The organism is Streptomyces yaizuensis (assembly GCF_034961445.1).
GTDB classification, from domain to species: Bacteria; Actinomycetota; Actinomycetes; order Streptomycetales; family Streptomycetaceae; genus Streptomyces; species Streptomyces yaizuensis.
Genome location: NZ_BSBI01000005.1, coordinates 224,063 through 247,359, shown reverse-complemented (window position 1 = coordinate 247,359; position 23,297 = coordinate 224,063). Strand labels below are relative to the sequence as shown.

29 protein-coding genes and 2 pseudogenes are annotated in these 23,297 nt (G+C 72.6%); 19 read left to right on the top strand and 12 right to left on the bottom strand.

Annotated features, from left to right (window positions below; all coding sequences use genetic code 11):
- The first annotated feature begins 14 nt into the window (after window positions 1-14).
- From SYYSPA8_RS14790 to SYYSPA8_RS14720, 15 genes and pseudogenes are all read left to right on the top strand, one after another.
- On the top strand, window positions 15-1,745 hold the full coding sequence (locus SYYSPA8_RS14790; protein WP_323447805.1) for a type IV secretory system conjugative DNA transfer family protein: 1,731 nt from the start codon (window positions 15-17) through the stop codon (window positions 1,743-1,745).
- A gap of 81 nt (window positions 1,746-1,826) precedes the next feature.
- Window positions 1,827-2,030, top strand: coding sequence for a hypothetical protein (locus SYYSPA8_RS14785; RefSeq protein ID WP_323447611.1), 204 nt, complete (start codon window positions 1,827-1,829; stop codon window positions 2,028-2,030).
- Window positions 2,027-3,190: a DnaB-like helicase N-terminal domain-containing protein gene (locus SYYSPA8_RS14780; protein WP_323447610.1), complete on the top strand. Its 1,164-nt coding sequence runs from the start codon at window positions 2,027-2,029 to the stop codon at window positions 3,188-3,190. Before SYYSPA8_RS14785 ends, SYYSPA8_RS14780 begins: the two co-directional genes overlap by 4 nt.
- Complete coding sequence (locus SYYSPA8_RS14775; protein ID WP_323447609.1) at window positions 3,187-3,777, top strand: hypothetical protein; 591 nt, start codon at window positions 3,187-3,189, stop codon at window positions 3,775-3,777. The genes SYYSPA8_RS14780 and SYYSPA8_RS14775 overlap by 4 nt, the downstream gene beginning before the upstream one ends.
- Window positions 3,767-3,955: pseudogene (locus SYYSPA8_RS14770) on the top strand (DNA cytosine methyltransferase); the annotation flags it as partial. The gene SYYSPA8_RS14775 and the pseudogene SYYSPA8_RS14770, both read left to right, overlap by 11 nt.
- Window positions 3,956-4,046: 91 nt before the next feature.
- Window positions 4,047-4,340: pseudogene (locus SYYSPA8_RS14765) on the top strand (DNA cytosine methyltransferase); the annotation flags it as partial.
- On the top strand, window positions 4,276-4,764 hold the full coding sequence (locus SYYSPA8_RS14760; RefSeq protein WP_323447608.1) for a hypothetical protein: 489 nt from the start codon (window positions 4,276-4,278) through the stop codon (window positions 4,762-4,764). The pseudogene SYYSPA8_RS14765 and the gene SYYSPA8_RS14760, both read left to right, overlap by 65 nt.
- A gap of 20 nt (window positions 4,765-4,784) precedes the next feature.
- Window positions 4,785-4,943: a hypothetical protein gene (locus tag SYYSPA8_RS14755; protein ID WP_323447607.1), complete on the top strand. Its 159-nt coding sequence runs from the start codon at window positions 4,785-4,787 to the stop codon at window positions 4,941-4,943.
- 104 nt (window positions 4,944-5,047) lie between these two features.
- Window positions 5,048-5,635 (top strand): DUF4913 domain-containing protein, encoded by a 588-nt coding sequence (locus SYYSPA8_RS14750; protein ID WP_323447606.1) that lies wholly within the window; start codon window positions 5,048-5,050, stop codon window positions 5,633-5,635.
- 2 nt (window positions 5,636-5,637) lie between these two features.
- On the top strand, window positions 5,638-6,405 hold the full coding sequence (locus tag SYYSPA8_RS14745; RefSeq protein WP_323447605.1) for a hypothetical protein: 768 nt from the start codon (window positions 5,638-5,640) through the stop codon (window positions 6,403-6,405).
- On the top strand, window positions 6,402-6,866 hold the full coding sequence (locus tag SYYSPA8_RS14740) for a hypothetical protein (RefSeq protein ID WP_323447604.1): 465 nt from the start codon (window positions 6,402-6,404) through the stop codon (window positions 6,864-6,866). Before SYYSPA8_RS14745 ends, SYYSPA8_RS14740 begins: the two co-directional genes overlap by 4 nt.
- A 28-nt stretch (window positions 6,867-6,894) precedes the next feature.
- Entirely contained in the window at window positions 6,895-7,398 is a 504-nt protein-coding gene (locus SYYSPA8_RS14735) for a hypothetical protein (RefSeq protein ID WP_323447603.1), read from the top strand.
- A gap of 15 nt (window positions 7,399-7,413) precedes the next feature.
- Window positions 7,414-8,211, top strand: a complete 798-nt coding sequence (locus SYYSPA8_RS14730; RefSeq protein WP_323447602.1) for a MarR family transcriptional regulator — start codon at window positions 7,414-7,416, stop codon at window positions 8,209-8,211.
- A 33-nt stretch (window positions 8,212-8,244) separates the two neighbouring features.
- The gene (locus SYYSPA8_RS14725) at window positions 8,245-9,099 is read left to right on the top strand and encodes a DUF317 domain-containing protein (RefSeq protein ID WP_323447601.1); all 855 of its coding nucleotides are present in this window, start codon (window positions 8,245-8,247) and stop codon (window positions 9,097-9,099) included.
- A 572-nt stretch (window positions 9,100-9,671) separates the two neighbouring features.
- Complete coding sequence (locus SYYSPA8_RS14720) at window positions 9,672-10,181, top strand: hypothetical protein (RefSeq protein ID WP_323447600.1); 510 nt, start codon at window positions 9,672-9,674, stop codon at window positions 10,179-10,181.
- Here the strand turns inward: SYYSPA8_RS14720 and SYYSPA8_RS14715 are convergent.
- On the bottom strand, window positions 10,178-10,339 hold the full coding sequence (locus SYYSPA8_RS14715) for a hypothetical protein (RefSeq protein ID WP_323447599.1): 162 nt from the start codon (window positions 10,337-10,339) through the stop codon (window positions 10,178-10,180). The two genes, SYYSPA8_RS14720 and SYYSPA8_RS14715, sit on opposite strands and share 4 nt — an antisense overlap.
- Window positions 10,340-10,567: 228 nt before the next feature.
- Between SYYSPA8_RS14715 and SYYSPA8_RS14710 the strand changes: the two genes are divergently transcribed.
- From SYYSPA8_RS14710 to SYYSPA8_RS14700, 3 genes are all read left to right on the top strand, one after another.
- Window positions 10,568-10,948: a DUF317 domain-containing protein gene (locus SYYSPA8_RS14710; protein ID WP_323447598.1), complete on the top strand. Its 381-nt coding sequence runs from the start codon at window positions 10,568-10,570 to the stop codon at window positions 10,946-10,948.
- A gap of 32 nt (window positions 10,949-10,980) precedes the next feature.
- A complete protein-coding gene (locus tag SYYSPA8_RS14705) occupies window positions 10,981-11,199 on the top strand; it encodes a hypothetical protein (RefSeq protein ID WP_323447597.1) in 219 nt (72 codons plus the stop codon).
- Window positions 11,200-11,650: 451 nt separating this feature from the next.
- Window positions 11,651-11,815, top strand: coding sequence for a hypothetical protein (locus tag SYYSPA8_RS14700; protein ID WP_323447596.1), 165 nt, complete (start codon window positions 11,651-11,653; stop codon window positions 11,813-11,815).
- 135 nt (window positions 11,816-11,950) lie between these two features.
- Here SYYSPA8_RS14700 and SYYSPA8_RS14695 read toward each other — a convergent pair whose 3' ends face one another.
- The 9 genes from SYYSPA8_RS14695 to SYYSPA8_RS14655 all read right to left on the bottom strand — a co-directional run bounded on the left by SYYSPA8_RS14695 (window position 11,951) and on the right by SYYSPA8_RS14655 (window position 18,822).
- Window positions 11,951-12,382, bottom strand: coding sequence for a hypothetical protein (locus tag SYYSPA8_RS14695; RefSeq protein WP_323447595.1), 432 nt, complete (start codon window positions 12,380-12,382; stop codon window positions 11,951-11,953).
- 71 nt (window positions 12,383-12,453) lie between these two features.
- Window positions 12,454-14,163, bottom strand: a complete 1,710-nt coding sequence (locus SYYSPA8_RS14690) for a relaxase/mobilization nuclease domain-containing protein (protein WP_323447804.1) — start codon at window positions 14,161-14,163, stop codon at window positions 12,454-12,456.
- A gap of 2 nt (window positions 14,164-14,165) precedes the next feature.
- Window positions 14,166-14,519, bottom strand: a complete 354-nt coding sequence (locus SYYSPA8_RS14685) for a plasmid mobilization protein (protein WP_323447594.1) — start codon at window positions 14,517-14,519, stop codon at window positions 14,166-14,168.
- A 272-nt stretch (window positions 14,520-14,791) separates the two neighbouring features.
- Window positions 14,792-15,016 carry a hypothetical protein gene (locus SYYSPA8_RS14680; RefSeq protein ID WP_323447593.1) on the bottom strand — a complete coding sequence of 75 codons (225 nt, stop codon included), beginning with the start codon at window positions 15,014-15,016 and terminating at the stop codon, window positions 14,792-14,794.
- Between the two features lie 114 nt (window positions 15,017-15,130).
- Window positions 15,131-16,141: a DUF2637 domain-containing protein gene (locus SYYSPA8_RS14675; protein WP_323447592.1), complete on the bottom strand. Its 1,011-nt coding sequence runs from the start codon at window positions 16,139-16,141 to the stop codon at window positions 15,131-15,133.
- Entirely contained in the window at window positions 16,138-16,707 is a 570-nt protein-coding gene (locus tag SYYSPA8_RS14670; RefSeq protein ID WP_323447591.1) for a WhiB family transcriptional regulator, read from the bottom strand. The genes SYYSPA8_RS14675 and SYYSPA8_RS14670 overlap by 4 nt, the downstream gene beginning before the upstream one ends.
- An 89-nt stretch (window positions 16,708-16,796) precedes the next feature.
- Window positions 16,797-17,516, bottom strand: a complete 720-nt coding sequence (locus tag SYYSPA8_RS14665; protein ID WP_323447590.1) for an ATP-binding protein — start codon at window positions 17,514-17,516, stop codon at window positions 16,797-16,799.
- Window positions 17,516-18,490, bottom strand: a complete 975-nt coding sequence (locus tag SYYSPA8_RS14660; RefSeq protein WP_323447589.1) for a hypothetical protein — start codon at window positions 18,488-18,490, stop codon at window positions 17,516-17,518. The genes SYYSPA8_RS14665 and SYYSPA8_RS14660 overlap by 1 nt, the downstream gene beginning before the upstream one ends.
- A gap of 2 nt (window positions 18,491-18,492) precedes the next feature.
- Complete coding sequence (locus tag SYYSPA8_RS14655; RefSeq protein ID WP_323447588.1) at window positions 18,493-18,822, bottom strand: hypothetical protein; 330 nt, start codon at window positions 18,820-18,822, stop codon at window positions 18,493-18,495.
- Window positions 18,823-19,905: 1,083 nt separating this feature from the next.
- Here SYYSPA8_RS14655 and SYYSPA8_RS14650 point away from each other — a divergent pair.
- Entirely contained in the window at window positions 19,906-21,237 is a 1,332-nt protein-coding gene (locus SYYSPA8_RS14650; RefSeq protein ID WP_323447587.1) for a helix-turn-helix transcriptional regulator, read from the top strand.
- A gap of 50 nt (window positions 21,238-21,287) precedes the next feature.
- On the opposite strand, the gene SYYSPA8_RS14645 is transcribed toward SYYSPA8_RS14650, so the two are convergent.
- Entirely contained in the window at window positions 21,288-22,388 is a 1,101-nt protein-coding gene (locus SYYSPA8_RS14645) for a hypothetical protein (RefSeq protein WP_323447586.1), read from the bottom strand.
- 29 nt (window positions 22,389-22,417) lie between these two features.
- Entirely contained in the window at window positions 22,418-23,287 is an 870-nt protein-coding gene (locus SYYSPA8_RS14640; RefSeq protein ID WP_323447585.1) for a thiopeptide-type bacteriocin biosynthesis protein, read from the bottom strand.
- Between the last annotated feature and the right edge of the window lie 10 nt (window positions 23,288-23,297).

Sequence of the window (23,297 nt, the reverse complement as noted above, 5' to 3'; positions counted from 1 at the left end):
TCCTGCTCTATCTGATGCTCGGCGCCGCCGCGCTCGGTATGGGTGCCGGAACACTCGGCTGGCTGTTCGGCAACCTCGCCAGCCTCGCCGTCGGCACGGGTGCCTGGGTCCCCTATGACCCGGCCGCTGCCCTGCTCCGTCCCGAGGAGGTGTGGCCGGGCCTGCCCACGGCGGCGATCGTCGCCGGGTGCCGGGTCCTGCCCACTCTCGGCCTGTACACCTGCGGGTTCGTCGGCGCGAAGCTGTGGCTGCGCTGGCGCGGCGGCACCAGCGGCCTCGCATCCGCCCGGGACCTGTCCGCGCTGCTGCCGAAGGAGGGCGCGGCGAAGGCGATCGGGCTGCGGCCGAGCCTGAAAGGCACGGCCCCGAAGGACGTGGCGCCGGACGACCGGGGCGTCCTGCTCGGGACGCTGAAGCCGGGGCGGGCGGAGGTGCGGTCGTCGTGGGAGGACGTACTGCTGGCGATCATGGCCCCGCGTTCCGGGAAGACGTCCGGTCTGGCGATCCCGGCGATCCTGCGGGCCCCCGGGCCGGTGCTGCTGACCTCCAACAAGGCCGCGAACGACGCCTTCACCGCCACCGCCACGGCGCGGGCCGAGGTGGGCACCGTGTGGACGCTGGACCCGCAGCAGATCGCCCACGCCCCCCGGGAGATGTGGTGGGACATCCTCGCCGACGCCCACGATCTGGCCGGGGCCCGACAGCTCGCCGGGCACTTCGTCACCGCCTCGGTGGACGAATCCAGTGCGGGGGACTTCTGGTCGACGGCCGCCGCGAACACCCTCACGGCGCTGTTCCTGGCGGCGGCGAACGACGGGCGGCCGATCACCGACGTCCTGGCCTGGCTCGCCTCGCCCGCCGACCGCACCCCCGTCGACCTCCTGCACGACGCGGGGCTGGACGCGGTCGCCGCGCAGCTCCAGGGCACCGTGGCCGGCGCAGTCGAAACCCGCGACGGCATCTACGAGACCGCCCGCCAGTACGCGAGCTGCCTCCTCGATCCGGAGATAGCCGCCTGGGTCACCCCGCCCCGGCGGATGGAGAAGATCGCCGAGTTCCACCCCGGGGCGTTCGCCACCAGCCGCGACACGCTGTTCCTGCTGTCGAAGGACGGCGGCGGCTCCGCCAGCGCGATCATCGCCGCCGCCGCTGACGCGGTGATGCGGGCGGCGGTCATCCAGGCCGAGCGCGACGGCGGACGCCTCGACCCCTGCCTGCTGGCGATCCTCGATGAGGCGGCGAACGTGTGCAAGATCCAGGACTTGCCCGACCTCTACTCCCACCTGGGCTCGCGCGGGGTGATCCCGGTGACGATCCTCCAGTCCTACCGGCAGGGGGTGCGGGTCTGGGGCGAGAGCGGCATGGACGCCCTGTGGTCCGCAGCGACGGTCAAGCTGATCGGATCGGGCATCGACGACGCGGACTTCGCCGACAAGCTGAGCCGTCTCGTCGGCGACCACGACGTCCGCACGGTCTCGGTGTCCACAAGCGAGTCGGGCAAGTCGACGTCGGTGTCGATGCGGCAGGAGCGGGTCCTGCCCGCCGATGCGATCCGCGCGCTCCCGAAGGGCTCGGCCCTGCTGCTGGCCACCGGCATCCGCCCCGCCCTCCTCGATCTGAAGCCCTGGTACAAGGAGCCGGACGCCGCCCGGCACGCCCAAGCGTCTGCGGCGGCGACGGCCGGGATCACCGAGCGGGCCCTCGCCAAGACCCTCGGCCGTGACGCTCTCGGGCCTGCCGCATGAGCGCCCTGTTCCGGTACGGCTGGTGGAGATGGACTCCTGCCACCGCGCCCCTTCCCTCGTGCCTCTTCTCCTGGAGTCCTCGTGCCCTCCCCTTCTTCCCGTTCCGGTCCGCTGGGCGATTCCCCGGTCGTGCGCCGCAGCGGCGAGTGGTGGCTCACCGCCCCCACCCTCTCCCTGCGGGTCGATGACCCGGTGCTTGCGGGGAATCTGGACCGGTTCGCCGCCGATCTCGCCGACGCCCAGCAGGCCGTCGCCGCCCTCCGCTCCTCCGGAGGGCTGGCGTGAACCCGCTCCACCGGGCCGAGCAGGCCGTGCTCGGCGCCATCTTCCTCAACCCGACTCAGCTCGAACAGCTCTCCTCGTGGCTGCGGTCCAAACACTTCTACCGGCCCGCCCACCAGGCCCTCTACGCCTCCGCTCTCGCCCTGCGCGACCGCGGCCACCCGGGGAGCACGGCGGCGGTCGGTTCGGTGCCGGTGTCGTGGGTCGCGGACGCAGTGACCGAGGCCGGCACCCGCACCCGGGGTGTGACGGCGTCGTACGCGCACCAGCTCGTCGCCGCCTGCCCCCGCCCGGAACACGCGGTGGTGTACGGGCGGATGGTGCTGGAAGGCGCCATCCACCGCACGGTCGCCGAGCACGCCGTCCGGCTCCACCAGGCCGCCCGCGCCGACACCGTCCGCGGCGGCACGGAGGAAACACTCCTACGGGCCGACGCCCTCGCCGGGGTGCTGACGGATCTCGCCCGCCGCTGGGGCACCGACCCTCGCCCTGTCCCGCCGCCGGCCCAGCCCGAGCCGGTGCCCCGGGCGACCGAGGTGCTGGACAGGGGTCTCCTCGCGGACGAGGAGTTCCTGCTGGCCTGCCTCACCGCCCGCCCGGACCAGTTCGACGCGGTCGTCGGCTGGCTGCGGCCGGGCGACTTCGGCGACCCGGGGCATCAGCAGCTCTACCGGGCGCTCGGGGCCCTGAACCACCGGGGCGAACCCGTCGACCAGCTCACTGTGCTGTGGGAGGTCCAGCGGCGCGGCGCCCTCACCGACGGTTCCCTCGACGCCGAGCGGGTCCTCGCAGTCTGCGACCCGCTGGCACTGGTCGGCTCCGCAGAACACTTCGGCGAACAAGTCATCGGGGCCGCCCTGGTCCGTACGGCGGCCGAGTCCGCCCAGCGGGTACGGGCCCTGGCAGAGGACTCATCCGTACCAGCGGGGCGGCTGATCGGGCACGCCCTGCACGCCCTCGGCCCGCTGGACGAACTCCGCCAGCGGTGGCACACCGCCCGCACCGGCCCCGCACCCGAGAACCCGCCCGCGGCACGCTCCTCGCCCGGCCGCGCGGAGGCCGCCCGCGCCCGCAGCCGCCCCCGCCGTACCGCGCCGCCAACTCCGGCCGCCGCTCCCGTCCCCGCTACTCCTGCCCGTACGTCCCGACGGAGCCCCGCATGATCCACGATCACACCGGCCGGGCCGCCATGGAAAGGGACGAGCTGTACGCGCTGGCCGACGAGGCCGAGGAACTCGGCGAAGAGATCACCGTCCCGGTCTCCCTCGCCGGCCTCCCGGACCTGGTCACCGCCTCCCAGGAACTCACCGCGCTGAACGGCCTGGTCAACGATCTGGCCGACCACGTCATGCACCGGACCGCACTCGGCAGCCCCGGGCCCGAACGAGGAATGGTCGTCCAGGGCTGCACCGCCGCCGCCGAGCACGCGGGACAGGCGGTGGCGAACTTCACCCGCGCCTACAGCCACCTCGGCCAGCTCCACCACCGCGCCGAAACCCTTCCGGCCGCGAACACCAACGCCACCTTCCGCCTGCTCCGCCACCACCTGGAGACGGCCCGGGAGAACCTGGACTCCGTCGCCCTGGAGCTGCGGACCGCGGCGGACACGATCGGCCGCCCCTTGTCCCAGGTCAGTGCCGCGCTCAGCCGCTCGACCCAGCCGTTGCCCCCGGCCCGCCCCCCAACACCGGGGCATCCCGGGCACCTGGGCCTTCCTCCCACCCCCGTCGGCACGCGCCATGCACGCTGAACCGGTGCCGCCGGGCGGGCGGCTGATCGGGAGCCTGTGCTCCGGGTACGGCGGCCTGGACCTGGGCGTCCAGACCGTCCTCGGCGGCCGGCTCGCCTGGCACGCCGACACCGACCCCGGCGCCTCGCGGATTCTGGCCCGGCACTGGCCCGGGGTGCCGAACCTCGGCGACATCTCGACGGTGGACTGGGCGAACGTTCCGGGGGTGTGCGTCCTGACGGCCGGTTTCCCCTGTCAAAGACGTCTCGGTCGCCGGTCGCCGGGCCGGGCTGTCCGCAGGCACCCGGTCCGGTCTGTGGCACCACGTCGCCCGCGCCATCAACATCCTCCGACCGTGTCTGGTGGTGATCGAGAATGTCCGGGGGCTCCTCACCTCCCCCGCCGGCCACGCCTGTGGCGAGCTGGAACCCTGCCCGTGGTGTCTGGGAAACCATGCAGGCCAGCCTGTTGTGCGGGCACTCGGTGCCGTACTCGGCTCCCTGGCCGACCTCGGGTTCGATGCGCGCTGGCGCGTGCTTCGCGCCTCCGACGTCGGCGCACCCCACCGCCGCGAGCGGGTCTTCCTCACCGCCTGGCCCCGCGCTGCTGAAGACGCCGACCAGCAACATCGGGAAGAACGGCGGCAGCCAGCACCCGCAGAAGCGCAAACAGGGAGGCCACGGCCCCAACTTGGCGGACGAGGTGGAGTGGCTGCTGCCGCCCCCGAAGGCGTCGGACGGAATCAAGGGGTCACCGAACCAGCGGCACGGCAACGGCGATCTGACGCTTCCCTCGGCGGCAGCCCGGCTGCTGCCCACCCCCAGGGCCACGGATACCGGAACCCCGGGGCGACGCGCGGGCAAAGGGTTCCGGCCGCCGCTGTCGGCGGTGGTCCTGCCCCTGTTCACCGGGACGGACAGCGGTGGGGACCCTACGCCGCCGCCGTCGCCCGATGGGAGAACGCCACTCGTCCAGCACCGGAGCCGACGGACGGCGCGGGCCGTCTGAGTCCGGCGTTCGTGGAATGGATGCAGGGCCTCCCACCCGGCTGGGTCACCGACACCCCCGGCCTGGGCCGTCCCGCGCAGCTCACCGCGCTCGGCAACGGCGTCGTCCCCCAACAGGCCGCCCGCGCGGTCGAGCTGCTCGCCCCGCCCCTGGGCCACTGCGCCCACAGGGTGGGGTGAACCCCCGGCATCTACACCGGGGTTCCCGGCCGGGCCAAACCGGGATTCCTCCGGACCATCGGCAGCCCAACACCCTTCCGATCCACGAAAAGTGAGGGCTGCCGATGTCCGAACCACTCCCCGACGAGCCGGTCCGCGTCGCGGACCACGACCTGAACGACCTGGTCTCCACCGTGAACCGGCTCGTCATCGAGACACAGCGGCAGAGCGAGACCATCGCCCGCCTCTCCGGCGAGGACGACGGTGAAGACGCCGAAGAGGGCCCCAGCGAGGCCGAACCGACCGGCACCGATGGCGGTCCGGCCGAGCCGGAGGGGCCGTCCTCGATCTTCATCCTGGCACTGGTCGGGACGGCGTACGAGGAGGAACTCGCCGCGCTCGGCGCGTGGGTGGAACGGCTGCTGCTGCCGGTGTACGGGCGGGAGATCACCACCGGACGCCCGTGGTGCTTCGAGTGGCGCGAGCACCCCGAGGCCATCGCCCGCCTTCACGGCCTGTGGCTGGCGTGGCAGCAGTTCACTGACGTCGAGGCGGGCCTTGCAGGGTCGGCGACCTGGCACCGCGACCACCTCGACCCGACCTGGCTCCAGCTCCGCGCCCCCGACGGCCCGTTCGGCGCCTGCACCACCAGTCCGGCCCGCCCGAGTCACCGGCTGCTGCCCGTGCCCGGCGCCGGGGCGGAGGTGAGCTGATCATGGCCACCAGCACCGTGCCCGACTACCGGCTCGACGGTTTCGCCGCCGCCACGGCGGAGGTCGAGCGGGACTTCTTCCACACAACACTCTCCGAAGATTCATTCGTTCCTCTGGCCGCCCACCACACAGCGGACGACCGCGACAGCTACTTGCTGTTCTTCGACCGGTCGGCCACCTGGGGCATCCCCGGCAGCCCCGCGTACGTTGCCCTCCATCTGACCCGCGACGCCGAGCTGGGGACCTTCCGATTCAGTCAGGAGACCCACCCGCTGGTCCCGCTGGGGCAGCGGTGGCTGATCGAACAGGGCTGCCCGCCGGAAGGCATCGGGCTGACGAACACCCACGGCCTGCAGCCCGCCGACCCCCTCACCACCCTGCTGGAGAACCGTCTGCGCACCGGCCCCGAGGCCCGGCTGGAGGTCCTGGACCACTACACCGACGATGAGGTGACCTGGGCGCTCCTGCGCGACACCGACCCGGACTCGGCGGAGCTGCCATTCCGGGTGTTCCTCGAAGAGGTCAGCTTCCAGGGGAACACCTACACCGTCCGCGAGGGCGCCTTCGCCACCGCCGACGCGGCCGATGACTGGCTTTCCGACCGGGACACCCCGCTGCCGCTCGCCCCGGCACCGGCCCTCACGCGGGCCGAGACCGCCGTCGCCCGCTCCTCCCGCGCACCGGCCCGGCCCGCCGTCCCCCCGAACCCGGTGACCACCCCGCGCCCGGCGGCCTCCGCCGAGGCCCGCACGGGTCGCGGGCGGTCGTGAAGCAGGCACGCTTCGGGTTCTCCGCGCACCCGGAGGCGTTGGAGGACTTGCGGTCCGTCCCCGGGAACATTCGGGATCTGGCCCTGCTGGAACTCCAGCATCTGGTCCATGGGAACGAGCGCGGGGCGCGGATGCACCGGGAGCTGGCCGGCTGCCACAAGGTGTACGTCGACCCGCAGACCCGGTGGCGGATGGTGATCCAGTTCCGCCCCGCTCCACCCTCTTCGCAGCACCGGCGGGAGATCTTCCTGGTCGCGGTGGGCGAGCGGTACGACAACACGGTCTACCGCACCGCCGCCGACCGCCTCCGCCGCCAAGCCGCCGCCGAGGCGCCGGACCAGCGGGCCGAGGCCGCCCGCTCCCGCTCCCCGCACGCCCGCCCGACCGCCGCTCCGACGGCCCCCGCTGCCGCTCCGACCGCGGCCAACGCCCCGGCCGCCCAGCGCCGGTCCCGTTCCTGAACCACCCTCCCCCTCTTCTGGAGTTGTTGTGCACGGCACCCCGCCGCCCGGCCTCGGTACCCGTCTCGTCCGCGAGACGCTCGGCGCCGACTCGGCCGCCGATCTCCTCGGCCGCCATCCCTTCCTCAGCCCCTACGGCCAGCTCACCGCCCTGATCGCTAACGCCACATTCAAGGTGGACGACCTCGACCAGCGCGTCCAGGAGCGCACCGCGCACATCGCCCGGGAGCTGGACTCCGTCCGTGGCGGGCAGAGCGCCGCCACCCTCGGCTCCGCGAGTACCGAGATCGCGCTGCTGTCCGCCCGGCGGGACCAGAGCGCCGACCACCTGCGGACCATGGCCGGCGCCTACCGCCGCTCCCTCGCCAACGACACCGGCTCCGTCCCTGTGCAGGGGCTCGGGCAGGTGTCCCGGGCCGAGGCCGCCGTCTCCCGTACTCCCGGGGGGCCTGCGTCGGCCGTGCCCCCGGTCCCGCCGATCACCGGCCTCCCCACCACCACGCCCGCGACCGCTGTCCGTCGTACCCGCTGAACCGGAGTCCTCATCGTGCCCACGCTGTCTACCGCCCTCACCGGGCGGACCGAATCCATCGACCACGCCCTGACCGCGCTCTCGCCCCGCTGGACGACCTGGCTCCTGCAGACCCTGCGTCGGCAGGACGTGATGCGGGCGGCGGAGATCGTCGCGGCGACCCCGTGGAACAGGCACCCGTACACGGTCCAGCTCCTCTCCCGGATGCAGGAGCGGGGCCTGGTGGACCGGCTGAAGTTCGGGACCTACCAGGTCACGGCCGCCGGGCGTGCGGCCGAGCCGGTGCACCGGGCCCTCGCCGACTGGCACCGCCAGAACTTCACCACGGTCACCGCCGACGCGGAACGCGCCGAGGACGTCCTCGCCCGACTCCGCTCCACCGGGACGGCCACCACCCTCATGGTGCTGGACCGGTCCGGGCCGCTCACCGCCGCCGAGGTCTCCCGGGAGACCGGGCTCCATTCCAGCTCCACGTATGTGCGGCTGAGGCGCATGGAGCAGGACGGTCTGGTCATGCGTCACCCCACCGCCACCGGGTGGGGCGGCCGGTTCGAACTCACCCCGGCAGCCGAGCAGCTCGGCGACGTATACGCGGCCCTGGCCTCCTGGACGCCCGGGGCCGAGCCGCCGACTGCCACGGCCCGGCCGCTCGCGGTCCGTACGCAGGCCGCGAACAGCGAGTGGGCGGCCGTCGCCGTTCAGCGTGCCCCCTCCACGGCGGCGGTCCCGGGGCTGTTCTCGCATCCGCCCGCGGCCCAGCCGCTGGTGCCGGCCGCCGTCACCGCGATCTCCCGCCCTCCCCGCACCCGCTGACCACACCGCCCCCGAGGAACGGAGCAATCCCGTATGCCTGCCGCTGAAGAGATCGACGGCGACGTCTATGTCTCCCCGGTCTACCTCGCCGGATCCACTTACACCGGTGACCCGGCCCTGCGGCCCCTGCTCGACGCCGGGTTCAACCGCCTGGACGACGACCTCGCCAACATCTACCTCTCCTCGCCCGACCAGCGAATACGCGTCGGGTGGCTGCCCGAGGGCGAGGACGACGCCCTGTGGCGGATCACCGGCCACGAGCAGCCGTTCGCCCCGCCCCGGTGGCTGGCCACCTTCGACCACTACACCCCGGTCGAGGTGGTCGCCGCGTTCACCACCGCCCTCGCCGAAGACCACGCCCGTGGCAGCAACGCCTCCGTCCACGGCCGTATCGGCTCCAACCGGGCGGAGCCCCTGCGCCCTCTGGCCGAGGCGGGCTGGCGCGTCGCCCACGGGCCCTACCTCAGTGTCAGCCAGCCGCCGGACCGGCTCGCCCTGGTCACCTACGTCAACGGACGGCTGGACCACCACGAGGAGATCAGCGACCAGCGGTCGAAGTGGACCGTCAGCGGCGGCGCCTCCGGCTACTCCTCCGAGTGGCTCGGCACCTTCACCACCCACACCCCGGCCCACCTGGTCACGGCGACCATGAACCGGCTCGCCGACCCCGCCCCCGTCGCCCGTTACAAGGACTTCGTTCCGGAGCGCAACCGGAGCGCGGCCCGCATCACCCCGGTCAAGCCGCCGGCCCCCAGCCCGCTGGACATCCAGCGCGCGGCGGCAGCCCGGTCCCGCTCTACCGTGGCCCGGACCGTGATCGCGTCACCGGCCCTCGTGTACCGGACGACGACCCCGCTCCCGGCCGCCGCACCGGCCCGGCACCGCTGACCAGGCTGGTCCGCCATGGACACCCCACCCCCGCCCTCAGGTGGTCCGCCGCTGCCCTTCCATCCGGTGGCCTGGGCGACCGATCCCGAGCTGACCGAACGCCTGCGCCGCGCGACCCAGACCCTCCTGGACTCCCTGCCCACCGTCATGGAGGACGGCCTGCACTTCACCGAAGCGCTCCACGGTGGAGCCCAGCATGTCTGCGACGCGGCTGAACTCGACTACGCCTGGGCCCCGATGATCGAGGCCGAAGCTGTCCGGGCGGTGACCCGGGAGGCTGGCCACGGCGAGCTGGCCCTGTTCACCCCGGAGCTGTCCCGGGCCGTTGAACGGATCGAGTCTCTGCCCCTGGTCTACCAGCGGCGGCTCGTCCAGCGGGTCGCCGACCGCTACGCCGACCCCGACCGGAACCCTCTGCGGAGCGTGGTGGCGACCGCCGTCTCCCCAGCCCGGGACACCACCCGCCCCCGGCACCCGGCCGGGCCGAACATCCCTCCCCTTCACCCCACGCCAGGGGCCACCGCCCCGTTCCCCCGGCCGCTGACCGCGCCCCCTCGGAAGGACTCGTCCCGTTGTCCCAGCCCACCGCCCTGGCCACCGCCGACAGCGTCATCGAGGCCGCCTGGCAGCTGCCCGTCGACACCCTCCAGACCCATCTGCGCGAAGGCCGCACCACCGACCCCACCCTGCTCACCGTGCTGCGCATCCGACAGAGCCTCCTCTTCTCCGACGCCGAGATCACCAGCCAGCAGGAGCAGCTCCACCACCTCACCCGCCCCGGCCACGTCCCCCTCCTCTACGAGCTGGACGCCGTCACCTCCACGGCCGCCCAGCTCCGCACCGCCCACGCCGAGGCCCACGCCCGCCTCCGCGCCATCTGCGCCGTGATCGACGCCCACCCCGAGCACCGGCTCGCCGAACAGCTCACCCGCGACCTCGGCCGCTCGGCCATCGTCCAGCCGCGCGCCGAGGCCGCCCGCGCCCGCACCACCGCCACCACCCCGGCACCGTCGGTGGTGGACACACAGGCAGCGATCCCTGCCGGGGCACCGGCGCCCGGTCCCCGGGCCGGGCGGGGCTAACGCCCTTCGTCCCCGCCAGCCTCCGGACGGACGAGGTCGGCGAGTTCCTCCACGGTCATCTCGATCCGGCGGCCGTCGGCCATCCGCGCCCGCGCCTCCGACGCTGCCCGGACGTCGTCGGTCAGCTCCGCGTACTCCCGGGCCTCGTCCCCGTTCACGCCTCACCCTTCCCTTTCTTCTCCCCTGTGACCTGCTTCTGTTCGATGGTGCCGCTCGTGGACAGCGTCCGCGGGCGGCACCATCCTTCCCTCCGCCGGCCTGTCCGGGGCGGGATTCGCCCACGGCAGACACTCACCCGCCCGAACGGACTGGAACACGTCCGCGGACCCATGTTCAAGTACGGGTGTCGGGAAAAACCGCAGGTCAACGAAGGGATACCCGTACCCGTGACGTACTCCGAACTCCTTCTTCCCCGCCCCGCCAAGCTCAGCCCCCTCCACGCCCCGGCCACCCGGGATTGGCCGCGCGGGTGCGGCTGCGCGGGCCCCGTCTTCCCCTTCCTCGAAGCACACGGCTGGACCGTGATCACCGACCCGGACGCCAACGTCCACTGCACCAGCCCAGACGGCGGGATGTACGTCGGGTTCCTCCCCGAAGCCCCCGCCGCCCGCCACGGCGACCTCTGGCACATCCGCACCCTCAACACGGACGGTGAACCGGTCTGGCAGCAGACCTTCCCCGACGGGATACCCCCGCAGGCCGTCGCCGGGTTCCTCGCCGGACTCCTCGCCACCCCCACCGCCCTCTGCGCCCACTGCTGCTCCTGATCCGCCCCACCACCTCTCACCGAAGGAGCCCCGTGGTCCACAAGATCACCGTGAACGCGTACCACCCGGACAGCACCGTCTGCCCGCCCGAACACAAGTACACGACCAGCAACAGACCCCTCGCCGAAGGCTGCCCCGGCCGCACCGTCTTCTTCGCCATCTGCGCCTGCGGGAGCTGGTCCAGCGCGGCCTCGGCGACCAAGGGCTACGCCGCCGAGATGGGCCGCCGCCACCGCGCCGCCACCGGCTGACCCACCCCTGCCCGTCTCTGAACCGGAGGTCTCCGTCCTGTCGAAGCCGCTGACCGTCGCCCAGCTCGTCCACCAGCTCCAGACCCTGAACCCCGCCCTCCCCGTCTTCCTCGCAGTCAACCCCGACTGGCCCTTCGCCCACACCGTCGGCCGGGTCATCGAAGGCACCGGCATGGACGGTCCCGCCGTCTACATCGCCGAGGACGGCCAAGACCACTACCTCCCACCCACGGTCGCCACCGAGCTGGAGTGGTCCGCCGCATGACCCCGCCCGCCACCGGCCTCTTCCCCCTGCGCGTGGCCACCCGCCGCCCCGTGCCGGACGGCTGCCGGGGAGCCCTCGTCCGCGAGGTCTCCCCGCACCACCTGGCACCCCGCCCCCATCGGACGCCGGGACCGCCTCGGCCCCGGCGCCCTCCTCCTCACCTGGGCACCGAGTCCCTCCGGCGGCATGGACGTCACCGCCCACCTCGGCCTGAACACGATGGACGTCATCCTCGCCACCTGGCCGAACCTCCACGGCGACTGGAGCACCACCGTCCACCCCACCGTCTACGAAACCCTCGCCCTCCACGCGGCGCTCCGCGTCGCCACCAAGGCCCTCGCCACCGTCTGACCCCCGTCGCCCCACGATGAGGCCGCCCGGATCTTCCGGGCGGCCTCGTTGTCGTACCCGCTCATCGCTGTGGTAGATGCCCGGCCCCGCCTTGGTTCCAGAGGAGAGGGGCCGGGCACGTCCGCAGGGTCCGGTTCACTCCATCGGTCGGGGCTCGTTGAGGTACATGCCGGTGAAGGTGCCGTCGTAGCCGGTGGCGCGGGCGGCGTCCTCCAGGCTCGGGTATACCGGGCCGGGCCCGAAGTCGATCATCGCCTCGAAGTCGGCGCGGGTGAGTTCGGGCTCGTGCCACTGGTGCGCACATCGGCAGCGGATGCCGATGCGGTTACCGTCGCAGATGACCATCCAGTCGCGGCGGGCCGAGCAGTTCGGGCAGATGACGACGAGTCCGGTGATGAAGAGTTCCTCGGGGTGGTTGGTGCTGCGCATGCGGAAGCGGGCACCCTCGGGGCCGTACTCCTGCTGGAGCTGGAGGATCGGGTCGTCGCCGGGACCCGGTGTCGGAGCTGGTGCGGGCGCGGGCTGGGCGGTGGTTCTGGGCTGCTGGTCGGTTTCGTCGTGGATCACGGTTCTCCTCCGGGGCTCGCTTCTTCGAGCCATAGCAGTAGGACTGGTGGGAGTCCAGGGGTTTGTGCTGGTCAGCGGCGTGGCCGTCGCTGACCGGACGGGGTCGGGATGGTGCGAGCGGGGGCCTCGGCGGGCTTCGGGGCACGTGTACGGACGGACGTCCGGTCGGTGACGGGCTTCGGCGCGGTGGGGAGTCCGGTGGTGTGGCGGATGCGCCATATGAGGACGTCGTTGACGTTGTCGGCGGTGTCGAGTTCGCGCTGCCCGATCACTGTGCGCAGGAGGGTGGTGGGGTCGTGGCCGACTGCCTGGGCCTGGTCGAGGGTGGCGATCAGGGCGTCCCAGCCGGTTTCCTGCCGGAGCTGGTCGGCGTACTCGGGCAGGGCCGTGGTCACCGTGGTGGTGTGCTGGTCGCGTACCGGTTTGGGTAGGCGGTAGGCGTGGTGGCGCATCGCCTTCAGCGGTGGGGCGGCGGCGGTTTGGTAGGCGATGCGGAGGTGCTGGGCGGCTTGCCGTGCGGCGGCTGCTTGTTGGGCGTGGCCGTGGGCGGAGTGCCAGCGGGCGGCGGCGAGGGTGACGAGGATGAGGGTGGACAGGACCATGGCGGTGGTGCCGCCGTCCTCGCCCCGGCCGAGCGCGTCCCCGGCGCGGAGGAGGCCCCGGGCCGCCGTGCGCAGGGCGCGGTGGTCGGCTCGGGCGGCGCGTTCGTGGGTGCGGGTGGCGCGTTCGAAGGCACGGGCCGCCTGGGACAGTTCCCGGCGGGTGGTGGCCGGGGCCGTCTTGGCGAGGGCGTCGAGGAGTTCTCCGGTGCCGACGAGGTGGGCGACCGCGGTGCCCTCCTCATCGTCCTGGTCGAGGACGGCAGCGGCCCGTACCACTGGGGTGACGGCGTCACGGCGGGCGGCGGCTGGGGGCAGCCGGGGCCCCTCTTCGGCGTCCAGGGCGTCGGCTTCCAGGCGCTGGCGGATCTTGGGGAGGGAGAGGTCGGGGGCGAGTTTGGAGCCGGAGAACCAGACTGGTTCGCCTGCCCGGTTGCGGTCGCCGGGGAGGGCGACCTTGTAGCCGAGGGCGTCCCCAGAGGGGGCAATGCGCTGTTCGACGCGGAGGCCGGCGGCGGTGAGCCGGGCGAAGAACTCGTCCTCGGTGGCGGCTCCGGCCAGTGATTGCCGGACGGTTTCACGGAGGATCTCGCGCGGCGGCTCGGCCCGCCCGGTGCGCTCCGCCTTGGAGCGTTCGGCGCTGGTGGGGCGCTGGGCGGCGGTGCGGTCGCCGGGGTTGAGGCGCTGGAGGCCGAAGTCTTTTTCGATCTGGCGGCATTCGGCCTGGGCGCGGGCGCTGTCGTTGTGGCGGTGGGGGCTGCGGCCGTCCTGGCGCTTGAGGGTGGCGACGATGTGGATGTGATCCGGTGCGTGGCGGACGGCGACCCAGCGACATGCCTGGTCGTCGCCCTCGGGCGCGATGCCGGTGGCGTGGACGATGCGTCGGGCGACCTCGCCCCACTCGGCATCGGTCAGCGGCCGGTCGCCGGGGGCGGTGCGGACGGGGCAGTGCCAGACGTGCCGGGCCGGACGGCGGCCGGCGGGGAGGGCGAGGACGGGGAGGTCGAGCCGGTCGGTCAACTGCTTGAGCGTGGCCGCCGGGTCCCGGCCCGGGTCGGGAGCAAGGAAGGGTTCCCAGGCGGCGACGATGTGGGGGGCGGTGTGTTCGTCGCGGCGGCCGGGGCCGTAGAGGTAGGCGAGCAGGCCGTAGGTGCGGCTGCCGGTGGAGATGTCCGGAACCACGGTCACCGCCGCCGGGCGATCTCGACTGCGGCGGCCTCGACCCGGACCGCCGCCTTCAGCACTCGTTCGGCCGTGCGGTCGACGCCGTCGCTGTGACCGCCCGAGTTCAAGACCCGCGCAATCTGGTTGAGGTTGTTCCCGGCGCGGGCGAGCTGGGCGACGGTGGTCATCAGCTCCTCGACCAGCGTCCGCTGGTCCACCAGCCACACTTTCGCCTCGCCGTGGGTGCGGGCGAGGGCGACGGCGGCGTCGGCGAGGAATCCGGCTGTGGTCAGGCCGACCGTGCGGGCGGCGTGCTGGACGGTGGCGAGTTCGTCGGCGGTGAGGCGGACGCTGCGGACGTGGTCGCGCTGCACGGTCTGGCGCAGGCGAGGACGCTGGCGACGCGCGGGCGGTTCGGCCCCTCCGTCTTCTGGCTGCGGTCCGCCCCCGGTCGCAGCCTCCCCTCCCGGCACCCCCTGGTGCCGGGAGGGTTCCCCCGCCCCGTCCGGGGTGGGGGAATGCGCGTCCGAAACTCCTCCGCTGCCCGTGGCTGCGGAGGAGTTTCGGACGATATAGCTTGCTCGGCCTCGTGCCGGGCAGTCGCCTCCCGCCACCACTGTGGTGGGGTCGGCGGGTTCGGGTTGGGTCATCGGCGGGTCTCCGGGGCGGTTCGCCGGAGGTCCCGGAGGATTTCGGCGGCATAGTCGAGGGCGAGTGCGGGGTGGTGCAGGGTCCACGGCCGGCTGGTGGCTGTGCGGCGGACGGTCCAGGTCCCGTCCGGGCCGCGTTCGGCGTGGTGGAGGTGACCGTGGCGGTGGAGGGTGGTGATCCAGGCGTCGGCTTCGGCCGGGGTGACCGGGGTGGTGCGCACGAGGGCCTCCGGTACGAGCAGGAGCGGGTGGGCTGGGGGTTCGGTGTCCGGGTGTCCCGGGGTGGGGTGACCGGGCCGGTCGGTGTCCGGCCCGGTCACCCCGGGGGCGGTCGGTCAGCCGGTCGCGGTGACCGGGGCCGGTCGGCTGCCGGGCCGGGTCGGGCGGTTCTCGTCGCGGAGCTGGGTGACCAGCGCGGTCAGCCGGTCATTCGCCAGCGGGATGCCCTGGCCCCGGATGGCGTCCGCGACGATCTGGCGGGTGACCTTGTCCGCCCGGGTGACCGCCGCGCGGGCGATCGGGAGGAGTTCGTCCTCGCCCTCCGGACCGGTCAGTCCGGTGTCCGAGGCCGGTCTTCTGGCCGGTTCCCCGGACGGTGCGGCCTCGTCGCGGCCGATGAGTTCCGGTTCCGGGTCAGGGAGGGTGACCAGGGCCGGGGTGACCGACTCGGTGTCCGGGTCGGAGAGGGCGTGCGCGGTCAGCTCGGCCACCGGGTGTCCGGTGATCGGGGCCGGTCGGTCGCCGTGCGGCGGGCCGGTCAGCTCCGGACGGTCCCGGTCACTGCGTCCGGTCAGTTCCGGACGGTCGCTCTCCGGCCGGTCGGTCACTCCGGGGCGGTCGGTGGTGATCCGGTCGGTGCGGACGGTCGGGGTGTCCGGCTGTCCGGAGTGACCGGGCTGGTCGGTGGGTTCCGTGCGGCGGGCGATGAGGATGTAGAGGTGGACGGCTCCGGCGAGGGCGAGCGGGGCGACCGTGGAGAGCACCCCGACGGTGAGGTCGCCGAGCTTCAGCCCGGTCCCGGGCGTGCCCTGCTGGTTGAGGCGGACGGCGTGGAGGGCGTTGGCCCAGATGCTGACCGCCGAGGCGGTGCCGAAGAGGGCCCAGGTGTAGAGGCGGGCGGTGAAGGGCGCGGTGCGCAGGACGAGGAGTCCGCGGACGCCGTAGGCGATGAAGCCGTCGATGATCAGAGGGAAGAGGTAGGTCAGGGCGCCCCGGATGTGGATGGAGGCGGCCATCTGCTGGAGGGCGTCGTAGGAGAGGGCGCAGGCGGCGGCGCCGAGGGTGACGACGGCGGCCTTGTCCCAGGCGGTGGTGGCGTGCGCCGATATCGGCGCCGGGGCGCTCACGCGGCCGTCCCGAGGTCGGCGCGGGCCGGGGTCCTCACCGGGGTGACCCGGGTCGTCCTGGTGCCGCTGGTCTTCTTGGCGGGCTTGGTCTTGGTGTTGCGGTGGCTGATCTCGCGGGCGGCGTGGCGGTAGAGCTTCTTGGCGTGCTCCACGGTGACCTTCAGCAGGCGGGCGAGCTGGTCGGCGGGGATTCCGGCCCGGTAGGCGTCGCGGGCGACCGCGCGGCGCTCGGCCCGGCTGAGGTGGACGTCGCCGCCGGCGAGGGTGGCGTTGATCCGGGCGTAGTCGAGTCGCTGGGCGAGCTTGCTGTGGAGGGCGTCGCGTTCCTCCTCGGTGAGTCCGCCCCGGATGCCGTCGCGGTCGCCGTTCTCCAGCGCGGCGTCCAGGCAGGTCCGGCGGACCGGGCACTGGCCGCACAGGGTCTTGGCCGCGCGGATGCGGTCCATCTCGTCGGGCCCGGGGAAGAACATCTCCGGGTCGATGCCGGAGCGGGTGTGGCAGGCAGCCTGGTTCTGCCAGGTGTGGTCGCCGAGGGTGCGCGGCTCGTGGGTGGTGGCGCTGTGCATGCGTGGTCTCCAGAGGATCCCGGGGCAGGGGTGTGCCCGTCCGGGGTCGGTGAAGCCGGGCCGTGGCGGGCCCGGTGGGGTCGGCAGGATCAGGCGGTCGCGGCGGCGGGGTGGCGCCGTCCGGCGGCGTGGGGGCGTCTGCGGTCGGGGCCGTCGAGGATGACCTTGTCGGCCATCTCGTTCAGCCGGGAGGCGACCCGGTCGCCGATGTGGGCGCGGAGGTCGGCCATGCCGAGGTTGGTGGTGACCAGGGTCGGGAGCATCTCGTTGTAGCGGCGGTTCATCAGCCGCATCGTGATCTCCTCAGTCCACTCGGAGTACTTCGCGGCCCCGAGGTCGTCGATGATCAGCAGCGGGCACCGGGCGAGATCCCGGAGTTCGCGTTCGCCGTCGTGCCCGGGGCGGGGGCGGAGGTCGGCGTAGAGGTCGGCGGCGGTGACCGCCTTCCACCGCAGCCGCACCCCCGCCCCGATCAGCGAGCGGACCGCGCCGTACGCCTGGTGAGTCTTGCCCGTGCCGGTGGTCCCGGCGATCAGCAGCGACCGACCCTGCGCGATCCCCGGCGCCCCGCCCGGCCCCGGGCGTCCGGCGGCGGCGATCTCGCGGACCCAGGCAGCGACCGCCGGGTGATCCGCCGTGGCACCCCGGTAGCGGGCGGGGATACGGGACTCGGCAGCGAGCAGGGCCGGGACCGGCTCCGGGCCGCCCTGCGGCGTACTGGTGGGGTCGATGCCCCGGGTGGTGAGGATGTGGGCGAGGCGGCGGGCGAGGCCGCCGACGGGCTGGGGCTGGGCGTTCGGTGCGCGCATCACAGCTCCTCGGCGTAGGCGGCGGCAGGGTCGGCGGGGTTTGCCCAGGCGCGGCGTGCGGGCACGGTAGCCGGGAAGCCCGGCCGGTCCAAGCCGCCTCCGGCGTTCATGGCCTCGTGGACCAGGCTCGGCAGGGTGCTGGGGTGCAGGCCCCGGGTCCGGTGGCGGGCGAGCCCGGCGCGGACGTGGTCCGGGTCGATGCCCTCGGCCAGCAGCCGGGCGGTCTCCCGCCCGAGGTGCCCGAGCACCCCGCTCGGGGGCCGGTGGGCGCAGGCGGCCTCGTACTCGGTGATGAGCTGCTTCGCCGAGACGGTCCGGGGTGCGGGGGCGCTCGCGCCCCGAGTAGTTGTTCCTAGGTCCAGGTTCCTAGGTCCTAGATCCGGACCGTGAGCCCTCACTGAGGGCTCACTGAGTCCTCCGTGAGTGCTCAGTGAGGGCTCACTGAGTGCCGCTTGACCTGCGGTTTTGCCATGTGCGGCGGATTGCTTGAGGGCTCCGTGAGGACTCACTGAGCCCTCAGTGAGCCCTCCGTGAGTCCTCACCGCATCCTCCGTGAGGGCTCCGTGAGCCCTCACGGCCGGCTCCGGCACGACCGTGGTCGCGGGCGGTACGGCGAGGGCTTCGTGGTGGGGGCAGGGCGGGGTCCGGACCCCGGAGGGCCGGTTGATCTTCTGGTGCTTGCGCCAGGTCACGATGTGGGCGTACCGGCGGTTTTCGCCGTCCTCGTGGACCGTGTAGCGGCAGATCAGGTTGTGGGCGGCGAGCTGGGTGAGGTCGTCTTCGACGCCGAGGGGGCCGTGGCCGGGGCGGTAGGACCAGAGGGCTCCGGCGAGGACGGCGGGCTGGTCGCGGAAGCGTCCGTAGTCGTCGGCCTCGGTGAGCAGGCCGAGGAAGGTCCGTTCGGCGGAGAGGGAGACCGCGGCGAGGGACTCGGACCGGAAGGCTTCGGGTTTGATGGTGCGGATGCGCGGCATGGTCAGCGCCCCCCGGCGGTGGCGTACGCCTTCACGGCGGGCCGCAGGGTGCCGGTGGTTAGGTCGAGGTCGTGGGCCTCGGCCCAGTCGACGGCGGGGTGGGCGCGGATGATCCAGCGGGCGGCGGTCAGCCCCTTCGCCCGGGTGACGGTGAGGAGGCGGCCGTACTCGTCGTAGGCGCGGAGGTGAGGGCTCGGCCACTTCTGGGCGGGGTCGCACTGGGAGACGCGGGCGGTGGCGGCTCCGGGGATCATCGCGGCGATGGCGCGGGCGAGCCGGAGTCCCCGGTCGGGGGCCGGGGCGGTGGCCCTTCCGTTCTGGTGCGCGGGCATGCAAGAATTCCCTACTTGTAGGTGGAGCGGGCCGGCCTTTCTCGTCGAAAAGGTCGGCCGACCCGCTTCGGTTATGTGCACCCTTCGGGGTGTCGGCGGCGCTCGGGAGCGGCTAACTCCCGGGCGCCGTTTCCGTTTCCCCGGCTTGCGGCGGTGGGCCGTTCAACCTCATCCCCCCCTTCTTCTCGCTGGTTCCCCGGCCGTCGTTGCCGGGACCAACAACATATGCACACCCCGCCCAACACTCCAGCGCACAAAAGGGGTTGGGGGACATCGACACCAACACGACATCTGCTCCTGGAGGATGCGGCCGAACGGCGCCGTGTGGCCGGGGTCGGGCCCTCCCGGAAGCCCTGGTTTCCGGCGATGTGCGGGACCGGTCCGGATTTCCCCCGCGGCGGGTTGTCAGCGAGCGGGGTCCGGCGGCGGTCCGGTGCGCGGGCAGGCGGCGGGCCAGGCTTTGGCCAGCGCCGGAGCAGCCAGGCAGGGGGCCGGCAGTTGCGTCCAGGGGACGACGCCATGCCTCATTTACTTCCACCCTCCCGGTCTGCTGACTGCCCCGTCGATCACCGGGCCCTTTGGTTTTAAACCGGGCGCCATCCCCCCGTCAACGCCCTATGAAACCGCCGGAATCACCCCTGACTGCAAGCCATAAGAGTCATTCCGGAGCTCGCCGGTAACACCAATCCCCTTGCCTGCTGGCAGATTTACCCGCGTAGAGCTCCGAGGAATTTCAAGATCGAGTAATTTCGCAGAGTCGCCGCCGGGACGAGCGTGCACAGAAAAATGGGCGTGCCAAAAAAATGGGCACACCCTCGAATAAGTCATACGAATGTCCGGTACGACCCGGAATCAACAAGATCGCCACCCCGGATCGCCGGAGTATTGGTTCAATGTCGAACAAAGCAGGAAGTGGGGGCGTCAGTCAATCCCCGGGGTGATCAATTCATGACCGCTTTGCGCATCCTTTACTCTGGTTACTGACACGTAGGGCGGGGGCACCACAAGTGCTCCCGCCTTTTTTCGTGCGCCCGGACATCCCCGGGCACCGGTACTGCCCCCCCACACCCCCTGGAGGAACCCATGGTCGACGGCGCCTTCGCGCCCTGCCCGGACACCGGCTCCGAGCCCCTGTCCCCAGGACAGCTCCTCGGGCACCCCGGTCTCCTGCGCGCCTGGCGCGCGGTCGCCGGGGAGAAGCTCGGACTGGGCGGTCCTCTGTCGCAGGTGGATGTCGCCACGGCCATCGGCCGGAGCCGGGGCTGGTACCAGAACCTGGAGAACGGCGCCCGGCCGAAGATGGACCGGGAGGTCCTGGACGCGCTGGCGAAGGTGCTGCTGCTGGGCCGGGACGAGCACCAGGCCCTGGTGCTGGCGCTCATGGACGGCGCCCTGACCACGATCCCGGACTCGTTCGGCGACGAGACCGTGCGGCGCGACCTCCAGATGATGCTCGACCAGCAGCTCCCCAACCCGGCGTACCTGACCGACCGGGTGTGGAACATCATCGGCTACAACGCCGCCATGGCCGCCCTGTGGCCCTGGGTGACCAGGCCCGGCGCGAACCTGATCCGCTGGGCCATGCTCAGCGACGAGGCCCGCTTCCAGTACGTCGACTGGCAGCACCACGCCACCGAGTACGTCAAACTGCTCCGCTTCGCCAGCGCCCAGTACCCGCACGACGCCGAGCTGTCGAAGCTGATCACCGACGTCAAGGCCGACCCGGTCTGCGGCCGGTTCTGGGACACCGACATCGCCGCCGTCTCCGAGTCCCGCGACGGGCACCTGTTCAAGATGATCCTGCCCTCGATGGACTACCAGCCGGTCGAGGTCATCAGCCACGTCCTGTTCCCGGTCTCCCTGCCCGGCGCCCGCGCCGTGATCATCACCTGGGCCGGAACGGACGAGGACGCCACCCCAGCCACGGTGACCGGGCAGCCGACCGACCGCACCCCGGAGCGGCCCTCCGTACCCTGGCCGAACCTGCCGCCCGTGCTCTCCGGGCAGGCCGTGCGCCGGCTCACCGCCACCCCGGCCGAGGCCGTCGAGCTGGCCGGGCCCCACGCCGTCCCCCTGCCGCTGCTGGGCGCCCTGCTTGGCGGGGACGACTGCCACCTCGTCCTGGCCCCGGACGCCGGAACCGTCATCCGCTCCACCCGCCACACGGACGGGGAGTGGGACGTCCGCGAATCCTCCGCCGCCGATCTCCTCCGCGAGCTTCCCACCGGGGCCCCGGCCGGGAACACACTGGCCGAGTACAAGCTCCTCCTGCGGGCCACCCTCCCCGACGATCCGGCCGAGGCCACCCACATCTGTGAAGCCCAGCTACGAGAAGCACGAGTCCGCTTGGAGACGCTGACCGAGGTCCGCAACGAGCTGGCCGACTCGTGGGCTGCCCTCGTGCCGTTGGTATGAACGGACGGCTGATGGCGGGCGCTCCGTGCTGAACGGGGTGCCCGAGCCGGTCATCGGAGTTTCTCTGCCCATCGGATCGTGTGATCGCTCGTGCGGATTGCCTCTGTGAGCTGGCTGAACAGTTCATCGGGGATCGCCCCGGCCCCCAGTGCGCACGCGTCCACGAGGGTCCGGCACCTCTTCTGCTGTACGGCGGTGGCGAGCGCGGTGAACATCGGGTGCGTGAGGTTCTCCCGCGCGGCGTAGCCGTCGTTCCCCGTTGTCGCGCGGCGGTGCAGGTGGTTGACGACATCGCGCGCCAGAGGGGCCTCGGTGGTTCCGACGATGTCCAGGATCGTCGCTCCGAGTCGGGCGTGGAAGACGGCCATGCCCGGTTCGAGTTCCAGCCGTTCGTACATGCCCGCCAAGGCGGAGGTGAGACGGCTGATCGGGAGACCGGCCGTTCGGCGGCACAGCGCGGTGAGACACGCTGTGATGGCCTCTTCCCAGGGTTCGCCGGGTGCGGAGTCGCGAAGGAGGCTGGCGGCGCGGTCGGCTCTCCCGGCGGTGAGCACGGCGAGGACGGCCACCTGCCGTCCATCGAGCATGCGCTGGCCCACACCGCGGTGCTTCTCAACGTGGCTGAGCGCTTCCCCCCACCGGCCTTGGGCTGTGAGGGCCCGTGTTCCGTCGGCGAGGAGGACCGTCCACAGCCAGGTCCGGACTTCGCGGCGATCCTCCCTCGTCGCGGTGAGGCGGGCCGGGACGACGATGCTGTCCAACTGCACCGCTGTCCCGCTGCTGACGGCCTCGTACAGGGTGAGGAGGTGCTGCCGAGCCACGTCGCCTCGTCCGGCGCGGGTGTGAAGGCGGGCGAGGTTGACGACGGGTTCGAGTGCCCGGATGGCGCTCCGGCCGGGAAGGGGACAGGCACGGAGATAGGCGTCGGCGTGCTGGTGACACAGCTCTCGGGCGAGCGCGGGCAGGCCGAGATCGGAGGCGAGGAGGGCCACTTGGTTGTAGACCGCGGAGGCCCCCGTCGGGTCTGTCTGCCGTGCCGCCGTACGGGCGAGGTCGAGCAGAGCGTCGACGCGCTCGGTCAGCGGCAGGCAGGCCGGCCGGGGCCGGGCGACGAGTGGGAAGCGCTGGGCGAGGTAGTCGTTCGGGTCCATGGTTCCCCTGTCGACGAGCGGGTCGGCGGTCAGCGGCGCGGCTGGGCGGGGTCGGGAACGGCGGTGGCCGGTCCGGCACTCGTCGCGGTGACACTGTCGTGAGCTGTGGGGTCGGGGCCGAAGACGACGTCCTTGGCGGTGGTGGCGAGGGCGGCCTGTGTGGCGTAGGGCAGGCCGAGGCGGTTCCACGCGAAGATCACGTGGTGGGCGAGGACATCGCGTAAGCCTCGGTGGAGGGTTCCGGAGGCCGCGAGGTTGTTCAGTTCGTGCCCGGCGTCGGTGTAGGCACGGGCCCACTCCGCAGTGAGGGCCAGGAGGCCGTCCGCACGGGCTTGGCCGTTAGTGTCCACAGTGATCAGCCGTTGTACGGCGGTGCGCTGCCGGACGGTGCTCCGCCAACCGGTTGGTACAGGGCGGTGAGCAGCGACGCGCGCCCAGACGTCGCCCTGCTCGTAGAAGTCGAGTCCGGCCTCGCGCATCAGGGCGCTGCACAGCAGGAGGGATATCTCCCGGCGGTGCCCGCCTGCGGCCTGGTCATCGTCGTGGAGGTAGGTGAGCAGGCTGCGGCTGTCGCGGTGGAAGAGGCGGTGGGCCGTTTCCATGGCTTCGGTGCCGCCGAAGGCATGGACCTCGGGTTCGTAGACGACGGAGGCCCAGCCGGTGATGTGGTCGGCGGCTGTCAGAGCGTCCAGCTTCCGGCCGATCGGTGGTTGGGTGCCGCCGGACGGCAGATAGCGGAGGCGCCAGCAGGGGCGCTTCCGGATATGGAACCACGCGGTGATCGCGCCTTCGTTCTCGACGGCGAACAGCAGCGGGGCGAGGTCCGTGAGGGCGGTGCGCTCGGCGCTGGTCCACTCGGGGAAGGCGATGTTCACCTGCTGCCACGCGGGGGTGTCCATGTCGTCTCCA

Coding starts and splice junctions, on each gene's coding strand:
- SYYSPA8_RS14790 (WP_323447805.1), top strand. CDS start 15: ATGCTCGGCGCCGCCGCGCTCGGTATGGGTGCCGGAACACTCGGCTGG.
- SYYSPA8_RS14775 (WP_323447609.1), top strand. CDS start 3,187: ATGATCCACGATCACACCGGCCGGGCCGCCATGGAAAGGGACGAGCTG.
- SYYSPA8_RS14760 (WP_323447608.1), top strand. CDS start 4,276: ATGCGCGCTGGCGCGTGCTTCGCGCCTCCGACGTCGGCGCACCCCACC.
- SYYSPA8_RS14755 (WP_323447607.1), top strand. CDS start 4,785: ATGCAGGGCCTCCCACCCGGCTGGGTCACCGACACCCCCGGCCTGGGC.
- SYYSPA8_RS14750 (WP_323447606.1), top strand. CDS start 5,048: ATGTCCGAACCACTCCCCGACGAGCCGGTCCGCGTCGCGGACCACGAC.
- SYYSPA8_RS14745 (WP_323447605.1), top strand. CDS start 5,638: ATGGCCACCAGCACCGTGCCCGACTACCGGCTCGACGGTTTCGCCGCC.
- SYYSPA8_RS14725 (WP_323447601.1), top strand. CDS start 8,245: ATGCCTGCCGCTGAAGAGATCGACGGCGACGTCTATGTCTCCCCGGTC.
- SYYSPA8_RS14700 (WP_323447596.1), top strand. CDS start 11,651: ATGGACGTCACCGCCCACCTCGGCCTGAACACGATGGACGTCATCCTC.
- SYYSPA8_RS14670 (WP_323447591.1), bottom strand. CDS start 16,707: ATGCACAGCGCCACCACCCACGAGCCGCGCACCCTCGGCGACCACACC.
- SYYSPA8_RS14665 (WP_323447590.1), bottom strand. CDS start 17,516: ATGCGCGCACCGAACGCCCAGCCCCAGCCCGTCGGCGGCCTCGCCCGC.
- SYYSPA8_RS14660 (WP_323447589.1), bottom strand. CDS start 18,490: ATGCCGCGCATCCGCACCATCAAACCCGAAGCCTTCCGGTCCGAGTCC.
- SYYSPA8_RS14655 (WP_323447588.1), bottom strand. CDS start 18,822: ATGCCCGCGCACCAGAACGGAAGGGCCACCGCCCCGGCCCCCGACCGG.
- SYYSPA8_RS14650 (WP_323447587.1), top strand. CDS start 19,906: ATGGTCGACGGCGCCTTCGCGCCCTGCCCGGACACCGGCTCCGAGCCC.
- SYYSPA8_RS14645 (WP_323447586.1), bottom strand. CDS start 22,388: ATGGACCCGAACGACTACCTCGCCCAGCGCTTCCCACTCGTCGCCCGG.
- SYYSPA8_RS14640 (WP_323447585.1), bottom strand. CDS start 23,287: ATGGACACCCCCGCGTGGCAGCAGGTGAACATCGCCTTCCCCGAGTGG.